Raw genomic sequence first — 15,911 nt, 5'->3', positions numbered from 1 at the left:
TTTTTGTAGGAGCGAGCTTGCTCGCGAAAAACTCACAGGCGCCGCGTTCATTCAGCAAGCACGCGTTATCGTTGACGTTTTTCGCGAGCAAGCTCGCTCCTACAGTATTAGGGCAAGCCTGCTCCCACACTGGATCTGCGCTAATCTGGCGAGCCGTATAAATAACAAGGACCTTACATGGACGTAACAATGGGCCTGCTGGCCGCCCTGCTCTGGGGCGGCACGGACTTTCTGGTGGGCCTCAACGCCCGAGCCGTTGGCGTAAAACGCGCGGTGTATTTCGGCCAAGCCCTCGGTTTTTTGATCATGACCCTCCTGCTGGTCATTTTCCCAGCCTTCCTTTTCAAAGCCCTTGATGCAACTTTAAGCGTTTGGCTCCTGGGCGTCGCCGCCGCTCTGCTGACGGTGTCCGGCGCCCTTGCGCTATCCAAAGCCTTTGCCATGGGCAAAGCAGCCATCGTCGCGCCGCTGGTGACGTCCTATGGCGTGGTGACCACCCTGCTGTCCTGGGCCAGCGGTGAACACATCAGCCTGATACAACTGGGCTGCATCGCCCTGTGCGTGATCGGCGTTTTGCTGTCCAGCATTCACAAGGACAACGGCACGCTTCACAACAACCCGCGCCTGTCCATTGCCTACGCCATGTTCGCCGCAACCTTGTATGGCACCAGTTTCTGGCTGCAAGGTCGCTACACACTGCCAGCGCTGGGGCCAATCACCATGTTGTGGCTGGGTTACCTGGTGGGCTTGTGCGTGCTGGTGGTGATGGTGCTGAAGATCAAGGATGGCTTGAAGATCCCGCCACTGAAAAACTGCGCGACTTTGACCGGTGCGAGCTTGATGAACCTCGGCGGTTTTTCGGCGTTTTCGTGGGGCGCAATGGCCGGCTCGGTGTCGGTGGTGACGGTGATCAGTACGCTCTCTGGAGGGATCGCGGCGATCCTGGGGTTCGTATTTTTCAAAGAGCGCTTGTCAGCGGTGCAGGTGGCAGGCGTTGTACTGGTGCTGGTCGGTGCAGTGGTACTGCACATCGCCGACTAATCGTTCGCCCATAAAAAAGCCGCCTAAGAGGCGGCTTTTTTACAACGGCGAATCTTACAACTTAGGACCCGCCGCCTTGATCGCATCGCTGACTTCAAACTTCTTGAAGTTTTCGATGAACAGGCCAGCCAGAGCTTTCGCTGCTTCGTCGTAGGCAGCCTTGTCAGCCCAGGTGTTGCGTGGGTTCAACAGGCCGGTTTCAACGCCCGGTACGGCCAATGGCACGTCGAGGTTGATGGTGTCCAGGTGTTCGGTTTGCGCACCGATCAACGCACCGCTCTGGATCGCTGCAATCACGCCGCGAGTGGTCGGGATGTTGAAGCGTTTGCCGACGCCGTAGCCGCCGCCGGTCCAGCCGGTGTTGACCAGGTAGACCTTTGAGCCGAAACCACGGATACGCTTGATCAGAAGCTCTGCGTATTCGCCAGCCGGGCGTGGGAAGAACGGCGCGCCGAAGCAGGTGGAGAAGGTCGACTTGATGCCGCTGCCCGAACCCATTTCGGTCGAGCCCACCAGAGCGGTGTAGCCGGACAGGAAGTGGTAGGCCGCTTGTTCTTCGCTGAGGATCGACACAGGCGGCAGTACGCCGGTCAGGTCGCAGGTCAGGAAGATCACCGCGTTTGGCTCGCCGCCCAGGTTCTTCTCGGAACGCTTGGCAACGTGCTCCAGCGGGTAGGCGGCACGGCTGTTCTGGGTCAGGCTGACGTCGGCGTAGTCGGCGTGCTTGGCCTCGTCGATCACGACGTTTTCCAGCACAGCGCCGTGCTTGATAGCTTTCCAGATAACCGGCTCGTTCTTCTCGGACAGGTCGATGCACTTGGCATAGCAACCGCCTTCGATATTGAACACCACGCCTTCGCCCCAGCCGTGCTCGTCGTCACCGATCAGGTAACGGCTTTCGTCGGCGGACAGGGTGGTCTTGCCAGTGCCGGACAGGCCGAAGAACAGGGTCACATCGCCTGCTTCGCCAATGTTGGCGGCGCAGTGCATCGGCAGCACGTCGGCAGCCGGCAGCAGGAAGTTCTGCACCGAGAACATGGCTTTTTTCATTTCACCGGCGTAACGCATGCCGGCAATCAGTACTTTTTTCTGAGCGAAGTTGAGGATCACGCAACCGTCGGAGTTGGTACCGTCACGCTCTGGTACGCACTCGAAGTTGGCCACGTTGAGCACTTGCCACTCTTCACGACCGGCCGGGTTGTACTGGGCCGGGTTGATGAACAGGCAACGACCGAACAGGTTCTGCCAGGCAGTCTGGGTGGTCATTTTCACGGCCAGGTAGTGGTCTTCTGCAGCCCCTACGTGAACATGGGAAACGAAATGCTCTTGCGCGTTATTGAACGCCTCGACGCGAGCCCACAGGGCATCGAACTTGTCGGCCGGGAACTTGCGGTTGATCGGGCCCCAGGCGATGGCGTCCTGGGTGGAAGGCTCTTCAACGATGAAACGGTCAACCGGCGAACGACCGGTGCGGTGACCGGTTTCTACGACCAGCGCGCCAGTATCGGCAAGCACGCCTTCACCGCGCTGCAGGGCTTCTTTGACCAGATCGTCAACACTCAGATCGGTGTATACGGCGTTATTGGCTTGCGTCATGAGGTTCCCCGTCGGCCTATGGCCGAGTGCTCCAAACGTTTTGTAGTAGAAAGTTGCGCACTACTACCGCGAAAAAAGTGGGCCGGATTATGCCAGAAAAGCCCAAAAAGAGTAGGGCCCTCCCGTCAGAACACCTCTAATCCGGCGTTTGTCAGGTGATTTACCTGTGCTTAAACGTTTTAGTGGCGGGTGTCGGAAGGGGTGTCGCTGCCTGCGCCGGCGAACAATTGCGCTACATCAGCCGCGTCGAACAGGTAGCGCTGGTTGCAGAACTGGCAGTCGATCTCGATATGGCCGCCATGTTCCACCACCAGATTTTGCGCATCTTCCAGGCCCAGGCTGACCAGCGCGTTACCGGAACGCTCGCGCGAGCAACTGCAGTGAAAATGCAGGCCCTGTGCGTCGAACAGGCGCACGGCCTCTTCGTGGTAGAGGCGGTGCAGGATGGTTTCGTTGTCCAGGCCCAGCAGTTCTTCGGCCTTCAAGGTGTCGGCCAAGGCGATGATATGCCGCCAGCTTTCGGCACGATCATCCTCATCCTTGATGCGATCGGCCGGCAGTTGTTGCACCAGCAAACCACGGGCGCGCTTGCCGTCGGCGTTAAGCCAGAACTTGGTGCCCACTTGCTGGGACATAACGAAGTAGTTGGTGAAGCATTCCGACAGGGTCTGGCCGTCGAGGTCGACAATACCCTGGTACCGCTGGCCTTCAGTCGGGTCGACAGTCAGTGCCAGGACGCCGTTGGGCATCAGGTCGGCCAAGGTGGCATCTGCGGCAATCTGGTCAGCCTCGTAACGGGCCAGGCCACGGATCTCGCGCTCGCTCGAGCACTCGATCATCAACATGGGCACTGGCCCTTCGGAACGAGCCTGCAAGATCAGCAAACCGTCGAACTTCATGGTGCCCACCAGCAGCGCCGCGGCGGCCATCAACTCGCCGAGCAATTGCGCGACCGGCTCCGGATAGGCATGTTTGGCAAGGACTTCGGCATAGCTGAGCTCCAACGAAACCATCTCGCCGCGGGCATCGCTCTCATCGAAGATGAAGCGTTGGGTGAAGTCGGTATCCGGTAGATCAGTCATAGGTCTGGGTATCTGAAGTGATGACAAAATGATTACAAGGTTTATAAAATTAAACGCTTTAGCACCATCTTGGTGCGACTTCTCCTGAATTCAAGGAGCTGAATAGAGCGATGAGGGACAGTTTATGAACAATCCGGGTTTGTTCCAAGCCAACTGGAACCTCCGGCGATGGGCTCTTTGCAATCTACTCGCTATCGGACTGCTGTGTTTTTGGCTGTGGCCCACGGGCCAGATGCTCTGTGTGATTTTCGACGAGTGGCTGTTTCATCTGCTCAATGGCCCATTGGCCACGAACTCGACCTGGCTACATGTGTGGGCCGTGGCCAGCCTGCGGCCGTTTGATGCAGTGGTCGGCGTGATTTTGCTGGCGCTGTTGATCCGCGGCGACTGGGTGTTCAAGGCCGTACAGGTGCGCCAGGCGTTTTTTGGCTTCCTCGGCATTCTGCTGCTATTGCTTTTTATCCGCATGCTGTTCTCCAAACTCGCGGCGCACATGGGCTGGCAGCACAGTAGCCCGTCGATGGTCATCAGCGGCGCGATTCAAATGAGCGACTTTTTCCCAGGGCTGGAGAAAACCTGGGAATTGAAGGACCGCTCGAGCCAGAGCTTCCCCGGCGACCATGCTTCGGTGCTATTGATCTGGGCGATGTTCATGAGCGTGTTCGCCCGGCGCATCGGCCAGGTGCTGGTGATCTGGGGCCTGGCGCTGCTGTTCATGATGCCGCGGCTGGTAGCCGGCGCGCACTGGGGCCAGGACGATTATATCGGTGGCGTACTGCTGGCGCTGTTGGCGCTGGGGTGGGGGTATTACACGCCGTTTGCGGCGAAGGTGTCGGGCGCTTTGTTGCGAATGACGGCGCCGCTTTTCGGGCTACTGAGCAAGTTGCCCGTTATTGGGCGGTTGAGTGTCATGCGCACAACTCCGTAACCCCCCAGGGCTAAAAGTGGGAGCGGGCTTGCTCGCGAACGCGGGGTGTCAATCAATGCATCTGTGCCTGACCCACCGTATTCGCGGGCAAGCCCGCTTCCACATTTGATCGAGTTTGCATGGGCGACTCGTGCAATCAATCGTCATTGCCGCTGCCGCGAAACTTGAACAGATCGCGGCGCTGCTTCTTGCTCGGCTTGCCGTCAGTGGTCAGGCCTGAAGCCCCTGCCTTGCGCATGGCCGCAGCGTTTTCGCGCTTGGCGATGCTGGCTTCGGTCTCGGCATACAGTGCCTGCGCTTCAGGCGCGCCCCGGCGGACGATGGAAAGCGCCTGTACTACGATGGTTTTTTCATCAAAGCCTGTACGAATCTGAAACTCGTCGCCGACGCGCGGCTCCTTTCCCGGCTTGCAGCGCTCGCCGCGATGATGCACCTTGCCGCTCTCGATAGCGGCCTTGGCCAGAGCGCGGGTCTTGTAGAACCGCGCTGCCCACAACCACTTGTCCAGCCGGACCTTCTCTTCCTCTTCCTGCTTTTGAGCCACTTGAATTCCTCGCTCTGAAAAATGTCGCAACTTTACCGTTGAAACCCTTCGACGCATAAACCCCAAGGCTCACCTAAGATACGCCAGGTAGCACCCTGTTTTCGCGAGGATACGCCGTGACCGACTTTCCCCTCTCACTCACCTCGCCCAACCAGCGGTGCGTGGGTTGCCAGCAAAGCGAGCCTCTGGGGTTCGATTTCGCGTTCGCCTACCAGCCTATCGTAGACCTGCGTGACCATTCGATCTTCGCCAACGAAGCCTTGGTGCGCGGTCCCCAGGGAGAAGGCGCGCTGTCGGTGCTGGCTCAGGTCAACGAAACCAATCGCTACCGCTTCGACCAGCGCTGCCGGACCAAGGCCATCGCCGGTGCCGCAGCCCTGGGCATGCAGACTCACCTTTCCATCAACTTCATGCCCAATGCTGTATATCGTCCGGAACTGTGTATCCGCAGCACTCTGGAGGCCGCCCGGGCGCACAATTTCCCGCTGGACCGGCTGATTTTCGAGACCCTGGAAAGCGAGCACGTAGATAACTATCGCCATTTGACGAATATTCTGCGTGAATACCGCGAATTCGGCTTCAAGACCGCCATCGACGATTTCGGCGCGGGCTATTCGGGGCTGAACCTGCTGGCCGATTTCCAACCTGACTTGATCAAGCTCGACATGGCGCTGATTCGCGATGTCGACCAGGATCGTGTCCGTCAGGTGATCGTCCGGGGGATTGTCACAATCTGTGAGCAGTTGGGGGTTACTGTCATCGCCGAGGGCATCGAAAGTGCCGGCGAGCGCGACTTCCTGTCCGACTGCGGAATATTTCTGATGCAGGGCTTCTGGTTCGCCAAGCCTGCATTCAAAGCGTTGGCTGAGGTATCTCCTCAAGCCTGGGCGAATTGACCGGTTAACCATATTGAAGACATTTGACCATTTGACCGTTGTGGGTCTGCGTGAGTGGGTGGCACTTCCCGACTTGGGAGTGGCGGGCCTGCGGGCGAAGATCGACACCGGTGCCAGTACCTCAAGCCTGCACGCCACCGATATCGAGCCCTTTGAGCGCGACGGTGAAAAGTGGGTGCGTTTTACCGCGCACCTGGGCAGCGTGGTGCAACTACGTCACCGCCGCTGTGAAGCGCCCCTGGTGACGATGAAAACCATCAAGAGCTCCAACGGCCATGCACAGGTGCGCTACGTGATCAGCACTACCCTGGCCCTGGGTGATCGGGTATGGCGGGTGGAGTTCACCCTCGCCTGTCGCAAAGCCATGCGTTACCGCCTGCTGCTGGGCTCCAAGGCGCTGATTGACGGCCAGTTGGTGGTCAATCCAGGCCTCAAGTACGTTCAAGACAAGCCGGTGTTCCCGGTCTCCACTATTTCTGCCCCAGGTGCTGCATGAAGATTGCTGTGCTGTCGCGAAACCCGCGTCTGTATTCCACCCGTCGCCTGGTCGAGGCCGGCACTGAACGTGGCCATGAAATGGTGGTGATCGACACGTTGCGTGCCTACATGAACATTGCCAGCCACAAGCCGCAGATCCACTACCGGGGCAAACCCCTGGAAGGCTTTGATGCGGTAATCCCGCGTATCGGCGCTTCGGTGACGTTCTATGGCTGCGCGGTATTGCGCCAGTTTGAAATGATGGGGGTGTTTCCGCTGAATGAATCCGTGGCCATTGCGCGCTCGCGGGACAAGCTGCGCTCCCTGCAACTGCTGTCGCGCCGGGGTATCGGTTTGCCGGTCACCGGTTTTGCCCACTCTCCGGACGACATTCCCGACCTGATCGAGATGGTCAATGGCGCACCGCTGGTGATCAAGGTACTGGAAGGCACCCAGGGCATCGGGGTGGTGCTGTGTGAAACAGCAACGGCGGCGGAGTCGGTGATTGAGGCGTTCATGGGCCTCAAGCAGAACATCATGGTGCAGGAGTACATCAAGGAAGCGGGCGGCGCGGACATTCGCTGCTTCGTGGTGGGCGACAAGGTGATCGCAGCCATGAAGCGCCAGGCCAAGCCCGGTGAGTTCCGCTCCAACCTGCACCGTGGCGGCAGCGCCAGCCTGATCAAGATCACCCCGGAAGAGCGCATGACCGCGCTACGGGCGGCCAAGGTGATGGGGCTGAGCGTGGCGGGTGTGGACATCCTGCGCTCCAACCATGGCCCCCTGGTGATGGAAGTAAACTCATCGCCTGGCCTGGAAGGGATCGAAACCACCACCGGTAAGGATGTGGCGGGGATCATCATTCAGCATCTGGAAAAGAATGGCGGGCCGAATATGACTCGGACCAAGGGAAAGGGCTGAATACCCACACCTGCCACACGCCGCAAACCACTGTGGGAGCTGGCTTGCCTACGATGACGCCGGTACATTCAACATCGTCGTTGAATGAACTACCGCTATCGCAGGCAAGCCAGCTCCCACATTTGCATTCATATTGCTTGTTAGACAGCGTCTCGAGGCAGCATCAACCCCAGCGGCAGCCGCACCCGCGCTTCCAACCCGCCGCCTTCACGGTTGCGCAACTCGACATTGCCGCCATGCATCGACGCAATCCGCCGCACAATCGCCAACCCCAACCCGGTGCCCTTGCCTCCTCGGGCGCGGTCACCACGGGTGAAGGGGTTGAAGATACCCTCCAGCTCAGCCGGGTCGATTCCTGTGCCACGGTCCATCACGCTCAGCACCACGTAAGGCGCGGCACTGTCGCCAGAAACGTACGCCGCCACTTCCACATCGGAACCGGCATGGTGCAAGGCGTTGCCAATCAAGTTGTTCAGCAGGCGCTTCATCGACACCCGGCGTAATGCGAACGGCTGGATCGGCTCCAGGCGCGTGCGCACCTGCTCACCATTCTGGTTATAGGGCGCAACCACCTCACGCACGAGGTCGGTGAGGTCGACCTCCTCGACCACTTCATCCCGCCCGTCACGGATGAACGCCAGGAACTGGTCCAGAATAGCGTCCATGTCCTCGATGTCGCGCACCATGTCATCGGTGAGGTCGGTATGGTCCCCCATCAACTCCAGGGACAACCGTAATCGCGTCAGTGGCGTGCGCAAGTCATGGGACACCCCCGCCAGCATCAACTCGCGTTCGCGCCCGGCCTGTTCGACATCTTCTGCCATCTGGTTGAAGGCGCCGTACACCTCGGTCATCTCACTGGGCGTGTCGCTGACCGGCAAGCGCACACTGCGCCCCTGGCCCAGTTGGCGAGCGGCAAACACCAGGCGCTTGAGGGGTTGGTTGAGCTGGCGGACGAAAATCCACGCGGACGCCGTTGAAAGCAAGCCAATGGCCAGGAACCAGCCCAACACGTTCCAGATTTTTTGCCCCCTCAGCGGGTGCGGATAAAGCGGAACCTTGATCCAGGCATCCCCCAGGCTTGGCGCTCGCACCCACAGCGCAGGCGAAACATGCATACGCAGCCGCACCTCGGTGTCGGCACCCAACTCGGCCTGCATCTGGCGCTGGTAGATCTCGCTGTAAGGCCAATGCTGCTCGCCTTCAGGCACACCTGCGCCGTCAACCCGCGTCAGCGTCGACGCCTTGGCTACTTTTTCGCGGTTCTCAGGGTCTACCGCCCAATAACCACGCAACGTCAGGGCGACACCATGGCTGTACTGCCGGTCCACCAGCACGTCTTCGTTCATCAACAGATAAACCAGCGTGAGCGCCTTGGAAAACAGAACGACAATAAGCACCAGCCAGAGGGTGCGGGAGAAGAAACTTTGTGGGAACCACAGCGGGGTTTTCATAGATGAAAGCTGCACACCTTGCAGGAACGAGCGGCGCTCGCAGAATTGCAGACGCCGGGCATCCCGTCGACCCTCATGGAGTCAAACGCCAGGATACCCGCCCCTGCAAATCATCGGTCACTTGGTTGCGGTGCCATCCGGCACAAACACATAACCCACACCCCACACCGTCTGGATATACCGCGGCTTGGACGGGTCTGGCTCGATCATCCGGCGCAATCGGGAAATCTGCACGTCGATGGAGCGCTCGAGGGCGTCCCATTCCCGGCCACGGGCCAGGTTCATCAGCTTGTCACGGGTCAGCGGCTGGCGAGCGTTCATCACCAGGGCCTTGAGCACTGCGAATTCGCCGGTGGTGAGCATGTGCACTTCTTCACCGCGCTTGAGCTCACGGGTGGCCAGCGACAATTCGTAATCGCCAAAGGTGACGCTTTCGTCTTCGCTGCCCGGTGCACCCGGTACCGCCGGTGCCTGGCGACGCAACACGGCCTTGACCCGCGCCATCAGCTCATCGGGGTTGAACGGCTTGGCCAGATAGTCATCAGCGCCCAGCTCCAGCCCCTTGATGCGGCTCAGTTCATCGCCCTTGGCGGTGAGCATGATGATCGGGATCTGATTGTTCGCACCGCGCAGGCGCTTGCAGGCGGTGAGGCCGTCTTCACCGGGCAACATCAGGTCGAGTACGACCAGGTTGAAAACTTCACGCCCTAACAGACGATCCATCTGTTCGGTGTTCGGCACCGCGCGGGCACGATAGCCCTTGGAGTTGAAAAAACGCTCCAGCAGGCTGCTCAGCCCCGGATCGTCATCAACGATGAGAATTTTTTCGCCTTCAGCAGTTTGTGCGGTGCTGCTCATTGGATGCTCCTCTTATCTCGGCGCGCATTATGGCGTAGCTGCCGTTATACGCACCGTGTGCATTGTTAGCAGATTTTTCATCTACTGCCAGCGAACCCGCGCCCTACAAGCTGCGGCGCAGTAGCCCCCAAGGGCGGAACGCTGGTTATAATGCGGCGCCTCCGTGCAGGGCAACGTCAGATCGTTACCGTTTGCTGCCGGGCTTTTTTTACCCGCTTGTCGTGACTTTTTCGATTTCGAGGGTCAATAGCCAGCCTCTTGACCCAGGCAGCGGCGCCAGTCGGGCCGCTCAACCAGCCTCGCCGAGCCTTGTTTTTACGGGCCGGCGCGCTGATTTTAAGAATTTCAGGTGGTTTTATGGACAGCATCAACAGCCGCATCGCCGAGGAACTCGGCGTACGCCCACAACAGGTCGAAGCGGCCGTCGCTCTACTGGATGAAGGCTCCACGGTGCCCTTCATCGCCCGTTACCGAAAAGAAGTAACCGGCAGCCTCGACGACACCCAGCTGCGGCACCTGGAAGAGCGCCTGCGCTACCTGCGAGAACTCGACGAACGGCGTATCAGCATCCTCGCCAGCATCGAGGAACAGGGCAAGTTGACCCCGCAACTGGAACGCGACATCAAACTCGCGGACACCAAGACCCGCCTCGAAGACCTTTACCTGCCGTACAAACAGAAACGTCGTACAAAGGGCCAGATCGCCCTGGAAGCCGGCCTGGGTGATTTGGCCGATGGCTTGTTCAACGACCCATCGTTGACCCCGGAAACCGAAGCCGCGCGCTTCATCGACGCGGAAAAAGGCGTCGCCGACGTCAAGGCCGCCCTCGAAGGCGCCAAGTACATCCTGATGGAGCGCTTCGCCGAAAACGCCAGCCTCCTGGAAAAACTGCGTACCTACCTCAAGCAGGAAGCCATCCTCAGCGCCCGCGTCATCGCCGGCAAAGAGGAAGAAGGCGCCAAGTTCCGCGACTACTTCGAACACGACGAGCCGCTCAAAAGCATGCCGTCCCACCGCGCCCTGGCGATTTTCCGCGGCCGTAACGAAGGCATTCTCAGCTCCGCGCTGAAAGTCGGTGACGAGCTGCCGGGCACCATGCACCCCTGCGAAGGCATGATCGGTCAACAATTCGGCATCCAGAACCAGAACCGCCCGGCAGACAAGTGGCTCGGCGAAGTGGTGCGCTGGACCTGGAAGGTCAAGCTCTACACTCACCTGGAAACCGACCTGCTGGGCGAGTTGCGCGACGGCGCCGAAACCGAAGCGATCAACGTGTTCGCCCATAACCTGCACGACCTGCTGTTGGCCGCACCGGCTGGCCCGCGTGCCACCCTGGGCCTCGACCCGGGCCTGCGCACTGGTTGCAAGGTTGCGGTGGTCGACGCCACCGGCAAGCTGCTGGACCACGCCACCGTGTACCCACACGTACCGCACAATAAGTGGGACCAGACCCTCGCGATCCTGGCCGCCCTGTGCGCCAAGCACGCGGTGGACCTGATCGCCATCGGCAACGGCACCGCCAGCCGCGAAACCGACAAGCTGGCCGCCGAGCTGATCAAAAAATACCCAGCCATGAAGATGACCAAGGTCATGGTCTCCGAAGCAGGCGCTTCGGTGTACTCGGCTTCGGAGCTGGCCTCCAAGGAATTCCCGGACCTCGACGTGTCGATCCGTGGCGCAGTGTCCATCGCTCGTCGCCTGCAAGACCCGCTGGCCGAACTGGTGAAGATCGACCCTAAATCCATCGGCGTCGGCCAGTACCAGCACGACGTGTCGCAACTGAAGCTGGCACGCGGCCTGGATGCGGTGGTGGAAGACTGCGTAAACGCCGTGGGCGTGGATGTGAACACCGCATCCGTGGCCCTGCTGGCGCGAATCTCCGGCCTCAACGCCACCCTGGCGCAGAACATCGTCAGCCATCGCGACGAAAATGGCGCGTTCAAAACCCGCGCCGCACTGAAGAAGGTCGCACGCCTGGGTGAAAAAACCTTTGAACAGGCTGCTGGTTTCCTACGCGTAATGAACGGCGACAACCCGCTGGACGCCTCTGCGGTTCACCCGGAAGCCTACCCGCTGGTGCAACGCATTGCCGCCGAAACCGACCGCGATATCCGTTCGTTGATTGGTGATGCCGCGTTCCTCAAGCGCCTGGACCCGAAGAAGTACACCGACGAAACCTTCGGTGTGCCGACCATCACCGATATCCTGCAAGAACTGGAGAAACCGGGTCGCGACCCGCGCCCGGAGTTCAAGACCGCCGAGTTCCAGGACGGTGTCGAAGACCTCAAGGACCTGCAACCGGGCATGATCCTCGAAGGCGTGGTGACCAACGTGACCAACTTCGGCGCGTTCGTGGACGTCGGCGTGCATCAGGACGGTTTGGTGCATATCTCCGCGCTTTCGGAGAAGTTCATCAAGGACCCACGTGAAGCGGTGAAAGCCGGTGACGTGGTCAAGGTCAAGGTCATGGAAGTCGACATCCCACGCAAACGCGTCGGCCTGTCGATGCGCATGAGCGATACCCCCGGCGAAAAAATCGACGGTGCCCGTGGCGCTCGCCCCGGTTCGGCGCCGCGCCAGTCGCAGAGCAACGCCCCGCGCAAGGAAACCACCACCGCCGCGCCAAGCAACAACGCCATGGCGTCGCTGTTTGCCAACGCTAAACAGTTGAAGAAGCGCTGATGGAAATTCCGGCCGGTTTGACCCAGAGCGCGTTCAGCGAACTGATCGGCTGCCGCCTGCAACGCCTGGAAGAGGGCGTTGCCGAGGTGGCCCTGACCCTGGAGCCGCACCTGCGCAACCGCGCGGGCAAGCTCCATGGCGGGGCGATTTTCAGCCTGGTGGATATAACCATGGGCCTGGCCTGTTCCAGCGCCCATGGTTTCGACCAGCAGAGCGCCACCATCGAATGCAAAATCAACTATATCCGCGCCGTGGAAGACGGTGAGGTGCTGTGCACCAGCCGGGTGATCCACGCCGGTCGCCGCACCCTGGTGGTCGAGGCCGACGTGTATCAGAGCGAAAGACTTGTCGCAAAAGCACAGGGCACGTTCGCTGTCCTATAGCTCCCCACCCCCGATTTGAGTTAATTTCGGCGCTGCGATAACAGCGTCGGAATTTTCTCGCTGCGCTGTAGCCCAATTCATGGAGTGAAGTCGGCAAATTCAGAGCGGGTCAAATCGACTCAAAACCAGGCGATCACGCCAGTTTCAACTTCACCCTTGTAGACCGTCCTGCCCACCCCCATATTGGGGCGACTGACGCGTGAAGGAATCCAACTTGAGCGAACTTCTCAACCGCCGCCTGGCCCTGCTCGGCAAGCGCGAACACCTCTCCCTGCTAGAGCAATGCTTGCACGGCATCGAGCGCGAATGCCTGCGCGTCACCAACGAAGGTCGACTGGCGCAAACGCCGCACCCCGAAGCCCTGGGCGCCGCGCTGACCAATGAACAGATCACCACCGACTACTCGGAATCGCTGCTGGAGTTCATCACCCCTGCCCTGCCGAACCCGGCCGATACTCTGAGCAGCCTGGACAAGATCCATCGCTTTGCCTACACCAAGCTGGGCAGCGAATACCTGTGGAGCCCCTCGATGCCGTGCCCGTTGCCGGCCGAGGAAGATATTCCGATTGCCTACTACGGCACTTCCAACATCGGCCAGCTCAAGTACGTGTACCGCAAGGGCCTGGCCCTGCGTTACGGCAAGACCATGCAGTGCATCGCCGGCATCCACTACAACTTTTCCCTGCCGGAAGCGTTGTGGCCGTTGCTCAAGGAAACAGAGGGGTTTGTCGGCACCGACCGTGACTATCAATCCACGGCCTACATCGCGCTGATCCGTAATTTCCGTCGTTACAGCTGGCTGTTGATGTACCTGTTCGGTGCCTCGCCAGCCCTGGATGCCGGCTTCCTGCGGGGGCGCTCGCATCAGCTTGAAGTCCTCGACGCCGACACGCTGTACCTGCCCTACGCCACCAGCCTGCGCATGAGCGACCTGGGTTACCAGAGCAACGCCCAGGCCGGCCTGACGCCGTGCTACAACGATTTGGCCAGCTACACCGACAGCCTGCGCGAAGCGGTGGCAACACCCTACGCGCCCTATGTCGAAGTCGGCACGCACAAGGATGGCGAGTGGGTGCAGCTCAATACCAACATCCTGCAGATCGAAAACGAGTACTACTCCAACATCCGTCCCAAGCGCGTGACCTACACCGGCGAGCGGCCGATCCAGGCGTTGATGGCGCGCGGCATCCAGTACATCGAAGTACGCTGCCTGGACATCAACCCGTTCCTGCCGATGGGTATCGACCTGCCAGAGTCGCGGTTCCTCGACGCATTCCTGCTGTACTGCGCGCTGAACGACAGCCCACTGTTCGCCAACAACGAGTGCGGCAACGCCACCTCCAACTTCCTCAGCGTGGTCAAGGAAGGCCGCCGTCCGGGCCTGCAATTGCAGCGTGACGGCCAGCCGGTGGACATGAAGGAGTGGGCGGCCGAGTTGTTGGAGAAGATTGCCCCGCTGGCCGCCCTGCTCGATCAGAGCCATGGCATCACCGAGCACAGCGAGGCATTGGACGCCCAGTTGGCCAAGGTCAAGGACCCATCCCTGACGCCGTCGGCTCAGGTGTTGGCAGCCATGGCTGAGCGCAAGGAAAGCTTTGCGCAGTTCTCCCTGCATCAAAGCGAAGTCCATGCCGAATACTTCCGCAAAGAACCTTTGGCGCCTGAGGAACAAGCGCGCTTTGAAGAACTGGCCCGTGCGTCGCTGGCGCAACAGGCAGAGCTGGAGCAGAACGAAGTAGGCGATTTCGATGTGTTTGTCGGTTCGTACCAGGCAAGCATCCTCGCCATCAGCAACTAACCTCAGGCTCGCTCCCCTGTGGGAGCTGGCTTGTGTGGGAGCTGGCTTGCCTGCGATAGCGGTGGGTCAGCAACCCACCTGTTGACTGATACACCGCTATCGCAGGCAAGCCAGCTCCCACATTATTCTGCCAGCCTGAAAACAGGCTTCGCCATTTACCCTCATAAGCTAATTCGAAAAAGTTATTTATTTTCGAATTCTTAGATCATTTAGTCTCCTCTCACGCCGACCCTCGGCCGCCTGATTGAGGAGCTTCCCTTTGAAACTGCTGACCCCTCTGCGCCTGTTGGCCGCATTGTCCCTGGCCGGTGCCAGCCTGTTTGCCCAGGCGGCGGACGTGACCATTGCGTATCAGACCACCGTGGACCCGGCCAAAGTCGCCCAAGCCGACGGCGCCTATGAAAAAGCCACCAACGCCAAGATCGACTGGCGCAAATTCGACAATGGCGCCGACATCATCGCCGCCATCGCGTCCGGCGACGTGCAGATCGGCTACCTCGGTTCCAGCCCGCTCACCGCCGCGATAACCCGTAAAGTCCCGGTGCAAACCTTCCTCGTCGCCACCCAGATCGGCGGCGCCGAAGCCCTGGTGGCGCGTAACGGTTCGGGGATCAACAGCCCTCAGGACCTGGTCGGCAAAAAAATCGCTGTGCCCTTCGTTTCCACCGGCCACTACAGCCTGCTCGCCGCCCTTAAACACTGGAACATCGACCCGGCCAAAGTCACCATTCTCAACCTCGCCCCGCCGGCCATCATTGCCGCCTGGAAGCGCGGTGATATCGACGCCACCTATGTCTGGGACCCAGCCCTGGGCGTGGCCAAGGAAACCGGCAAGGTGCTGATCACCTCCGGGGAGCTGGCCAAGTTCGGCGCGCCGACGTTCGATGCCTGGATCGTGCGCAAGGACTTCGCCGAGAAGCACCCAGAGATTGTCACCGCCTTCGCCAAGGTCACTCTGGATGCCTACGCCGCCTACCGCAAAGACCCACAAGCCTGGCTCGCCGATTCCGGCAACGTCGACAAACTGGTGAAACTCTCCGGCGCCAAGGCCAGCGATATCCCGTTGCTGCTGCAAGGCAACGTCTACCCGTTGGCCGCCGACCAGGTAACCCTGTTGGGAGCGCCGACCACCAAGGCCGTCACCGACACCGCTGCGTTCCTCAAGGAACAAGGCAAGGTCGAGGCCGTGCTGCCCGACTACGCCCCTTATGTCAGCGCCAAGTTCATTACCAACTGACCCAGGAGTTCACT

At 60.2% G+C, this 15,911-nt stretch carries 14 protein-coding genes; 9 read left to right on the top strand and 5 right to left on the bottom strand.

Features of this window, described 5'->3' with window-relative positions; all coding sequences use genetic code 11:
• Positions 1-177: 177 nt before the first annotated feature.
• On the top strand, positions 178-1,041 hold the full coding sequence (locus AC1RAC_RS21400) for a DMT family transporter (protein ID WP_233098149.1): 864 nt from the start codon (positions 178-180) through the stop codon (positions 1,039-1,041).
• A gap of 54 nt (positions 1,042-1,095) precedes the next feature.
• On the opposite strand, the gene AC1RAC_RS21395 is transcribed toward AC1RAC_RS21400, so the two are convergent.
• Entirely contained in the window at positions 1,096-2,637 is a 1,542-nt protein-coding gene (locus AC1RAC_RS21395) for a phosphoenolpyruvate carboxykinase (protein ID WP_005783824.1), read from the bottom strand.
• Between the two features lie 179 nt (positions 2,638-2,816).
• Positions 2,817-3,719, bottom strand: coding sequence for an Hsp33 family molecular chaperone HslO (gene hslO / locus AC1RAC_RS21390; RefSeq protein ID WP_054920269.1), 903 nt, complete (start codon positions 3,717-3,719; stop codon positions 2,817-2,819).
• A 124-nt stretch (positions 3,720-3,843) separates the two neighbouring features.
• Between hslO and AC1RAC_RS21385 the strand changes: the two genes are divergently transcribed.
• Positions 3,844-4,647, top strand: coding sequence for a phosphatase PAP2 family protein (locus AC1RAC_RS21385; protein WP_034125497.1), 804 nt, complete (start codon positions 3,844-3,846; stop codon positions 4,645-4,647).
• Between the two features lie 136 nt (positions 4,648-4,783).
• On the opposite strand, the gene AC1RAC_RS21380 is transcribed toward AC1RAC_RS21385, so the two are convergent.
• A complete protein-coding gene (locus tag AC1RAC_RS21380; RefSeq protein ID WP_003236026.1) occupies positions 4,784-5,191 on the bottom strand; it encodes an RNA-binding S4 domain-containing protein in 408 nt (135 codons plus the stop codon).
• A gap of 116 nt (positions 5,192-5,307) precedes the next feature.
• Between AC1RAC_RS21380 and rimA the strand changes: the two genes are divergently transcribed.
• The 3 genes from rimA to rimK are packed head-to-tail and all read left to right on the top strand — an operon-like array spanning position 5,308 to position 7,485.
• Positions 5,308-6,087, top strand: a complete 780-nt coding sequence (rimA, locus tag AC1RAC_RS21375) for a S6 modification regulatory phosphodiesterase RimA (protein WP_054896652.1) — start codon at positions 5,308-5,310, stop codon at positions 6,085-6,087.
• A gap of 13 nt (positions 6,088-6,100) precedes the next feature.
• Positions 6,101-6,583: a retropepsin-like aspartic endopeptidase RimB gene (gene rimB / locus AC1RAC_RS21370; RefSeq protein WP_003187676.1), complete on the top strand. Its 483-nt coding sequence runs from the start codon at positions 6,101-6,103 to the stop codon at positions 6,581-6,583.
• Positions 6,580-7,485, top strand: coding sequence for a 30S ribosomal protein S6--L-glutamate ligase (gene rimK, locus AC1RAC_RS21365; protein ID WP_003187674.1), 906 nt, complete (start codon positions 6,580-6,582; stop codon positions 7,483-7,485). Before rimB ends, rimK begins: the two co-directional genes overlap by 4 nt.
• 140 nt (positions 7,486-7,625) lie before the next feature.
• On the opposite strand, the gene AC1RAC_RS21360 is transcribed toward rimK, so the two are convergent.
• Positions 7,626-8,939: an ATP-binding protein gene (locus AC1RAC_RS21360; protein WP_003187671.1), complete on the bottom strand. Its 1,314-nt coding sequence runs from the start codon at positions 8,937-8,939 to the stop codon at positions 7,626-7,628.
• A 117-nt stretch (positions 8,940-9,056) separates the two neighbouring features.
• Entirely contained in the window at positions 9,057-9,797 is a 741-nt protein-coding gene (gene ompR, locus AC1RAC_RS21355) for an osmolarity response regulator transcription factor OmpR (RefSeq protein ID WP_003187669.1), read from the bottom strand.
• Between the two features lie 357 nt (positions 9,798-10,154).
• On the opposite strand from ompR, the gene AC1RAC_RS21350 reads away from it, so the two are divergent.
• From AC1RAC_RS21350 to tauA, 4 genes are all read left to right on the top strand, one after another.
• Positions 10,155-12,479, top strand: a complete 2,325-nt coding sequence (locus AC1RAC_RS21350; RefSeq protein ID WP_492616967.1) for a Tex family protein — start codon at positions 10,155-10,157, stop codon at positions 12,477-12,479.
• Positions 12,479-12,862: a PaaI family thioesterase gene (locus tag AC1RAC_RS21345; RefSeq protein ID WP_052199927.1), complete on the top strand. Its 384-nt coding sequence runs from the start codon at positions 12,479-12,481 to the stop codon at positions 12,860-12,862. The genes AC1RAC_RS21350 and AC1RAC_RS21345 overlap by 1 nt, the downstream gene beginning before the upstream one ends.
• A 214-nt stretch (positions 12,863-13,076) precedes the next feature.
• Positions 13,077-14,660, top strand: coding sequence for a glutamate--cysteine ligase (gene gshA / locus AC1RAC_RS21340; RefSeq protein WP_105225405.1), 1,584 nt, complete (start codon positions 13,077-13,079; stop codon positions 14,658-14,660).
• 259 nt (positions 14,661-14,919) lie between these two features.
• Positions 14,920-15,897, top strand: coding sequence for a taurine ABC transporter substrate-binding protein (tauA, locus tag AC1RAC_RS21335; protein ID WP_034125493.1), 978 nt, complete (start codon positions 14,920-14,922; stop codon positions 15,895-15,897).
• The last annotated feature ends 14 nt before the right edge of the window (positions 15,898-15,911 follow it).

The sequence above is a fragment of the Pseudomonas sp. GW823-FHT02F05 genome, from assembly GCF_058797315.1.
Note: the sequence above shows the minus strand (reverse complement) of the source record. Positions and strands in the feature narration are given on the sequence as shown.

Coding starts and splice junctions, on each gene's coding strand:
- AC1RAC_RS21400 (WP_233098149.1), top strand. CDS start 178: ATGGACGTAACAATGGGCCTGCTGGCCGCCCTGCTCTGGGGCGGCACG.
- AC1RAC_RS21395 (WP_005783824.1), bottom strand. CDS start 2,637: ATGACGCAAGCCAATAACGCCGTATACACCGATCTGAGTGTTGACGAT.
- hslO (WP_054920269.1), bottom strand. CDS start 3,719: ATGACTGATCTACCGGATACCGACTTCACCCAACGCTTCATCTTCGAT.
- AC1RAC_RS21385 (WP_034125497.1), top strand. CDS start 3,844: ATGAACAATCCGGGTTTGTTCCAAGCCAACTGGAACCTCCGGCGATGG.
- rimK (WP_003187674.1), top strand. CDS start 6,580: ATGAAGATTGCTGTGCTGTCGCGAAACCCGCGTCTGTATTCCACCCGT.
- AC1RAC_RS21360 (WP_003187671.1), bottom strand. CDS start 8,939: ATGAAAACCCCGCTGTGGTTCCCACAAAGTTTCTTCTCCCGCACCCTC.
- ompR (WP_003187669.1), bottom strand. CDS start 9,797: ATGAGCAGCACCGCACAAACTGCTGAAGGCGAAAAAATTCTCATCGTT.
- AC1RAC_RS21350 (WP_492616967.1), top strand. CDS start 10,155: ATGGACAGCATCAACAGCCGCATCGCCGAGGAACTCGGCGTACGCCCA.
- AC1RAC_RS21345 (WP_052199927.1), top strand. CDS start 12,479: ATGGAAATTCCGGCCGGTTTGACCCAGAGCGCGTTCAGCGAACTGATC.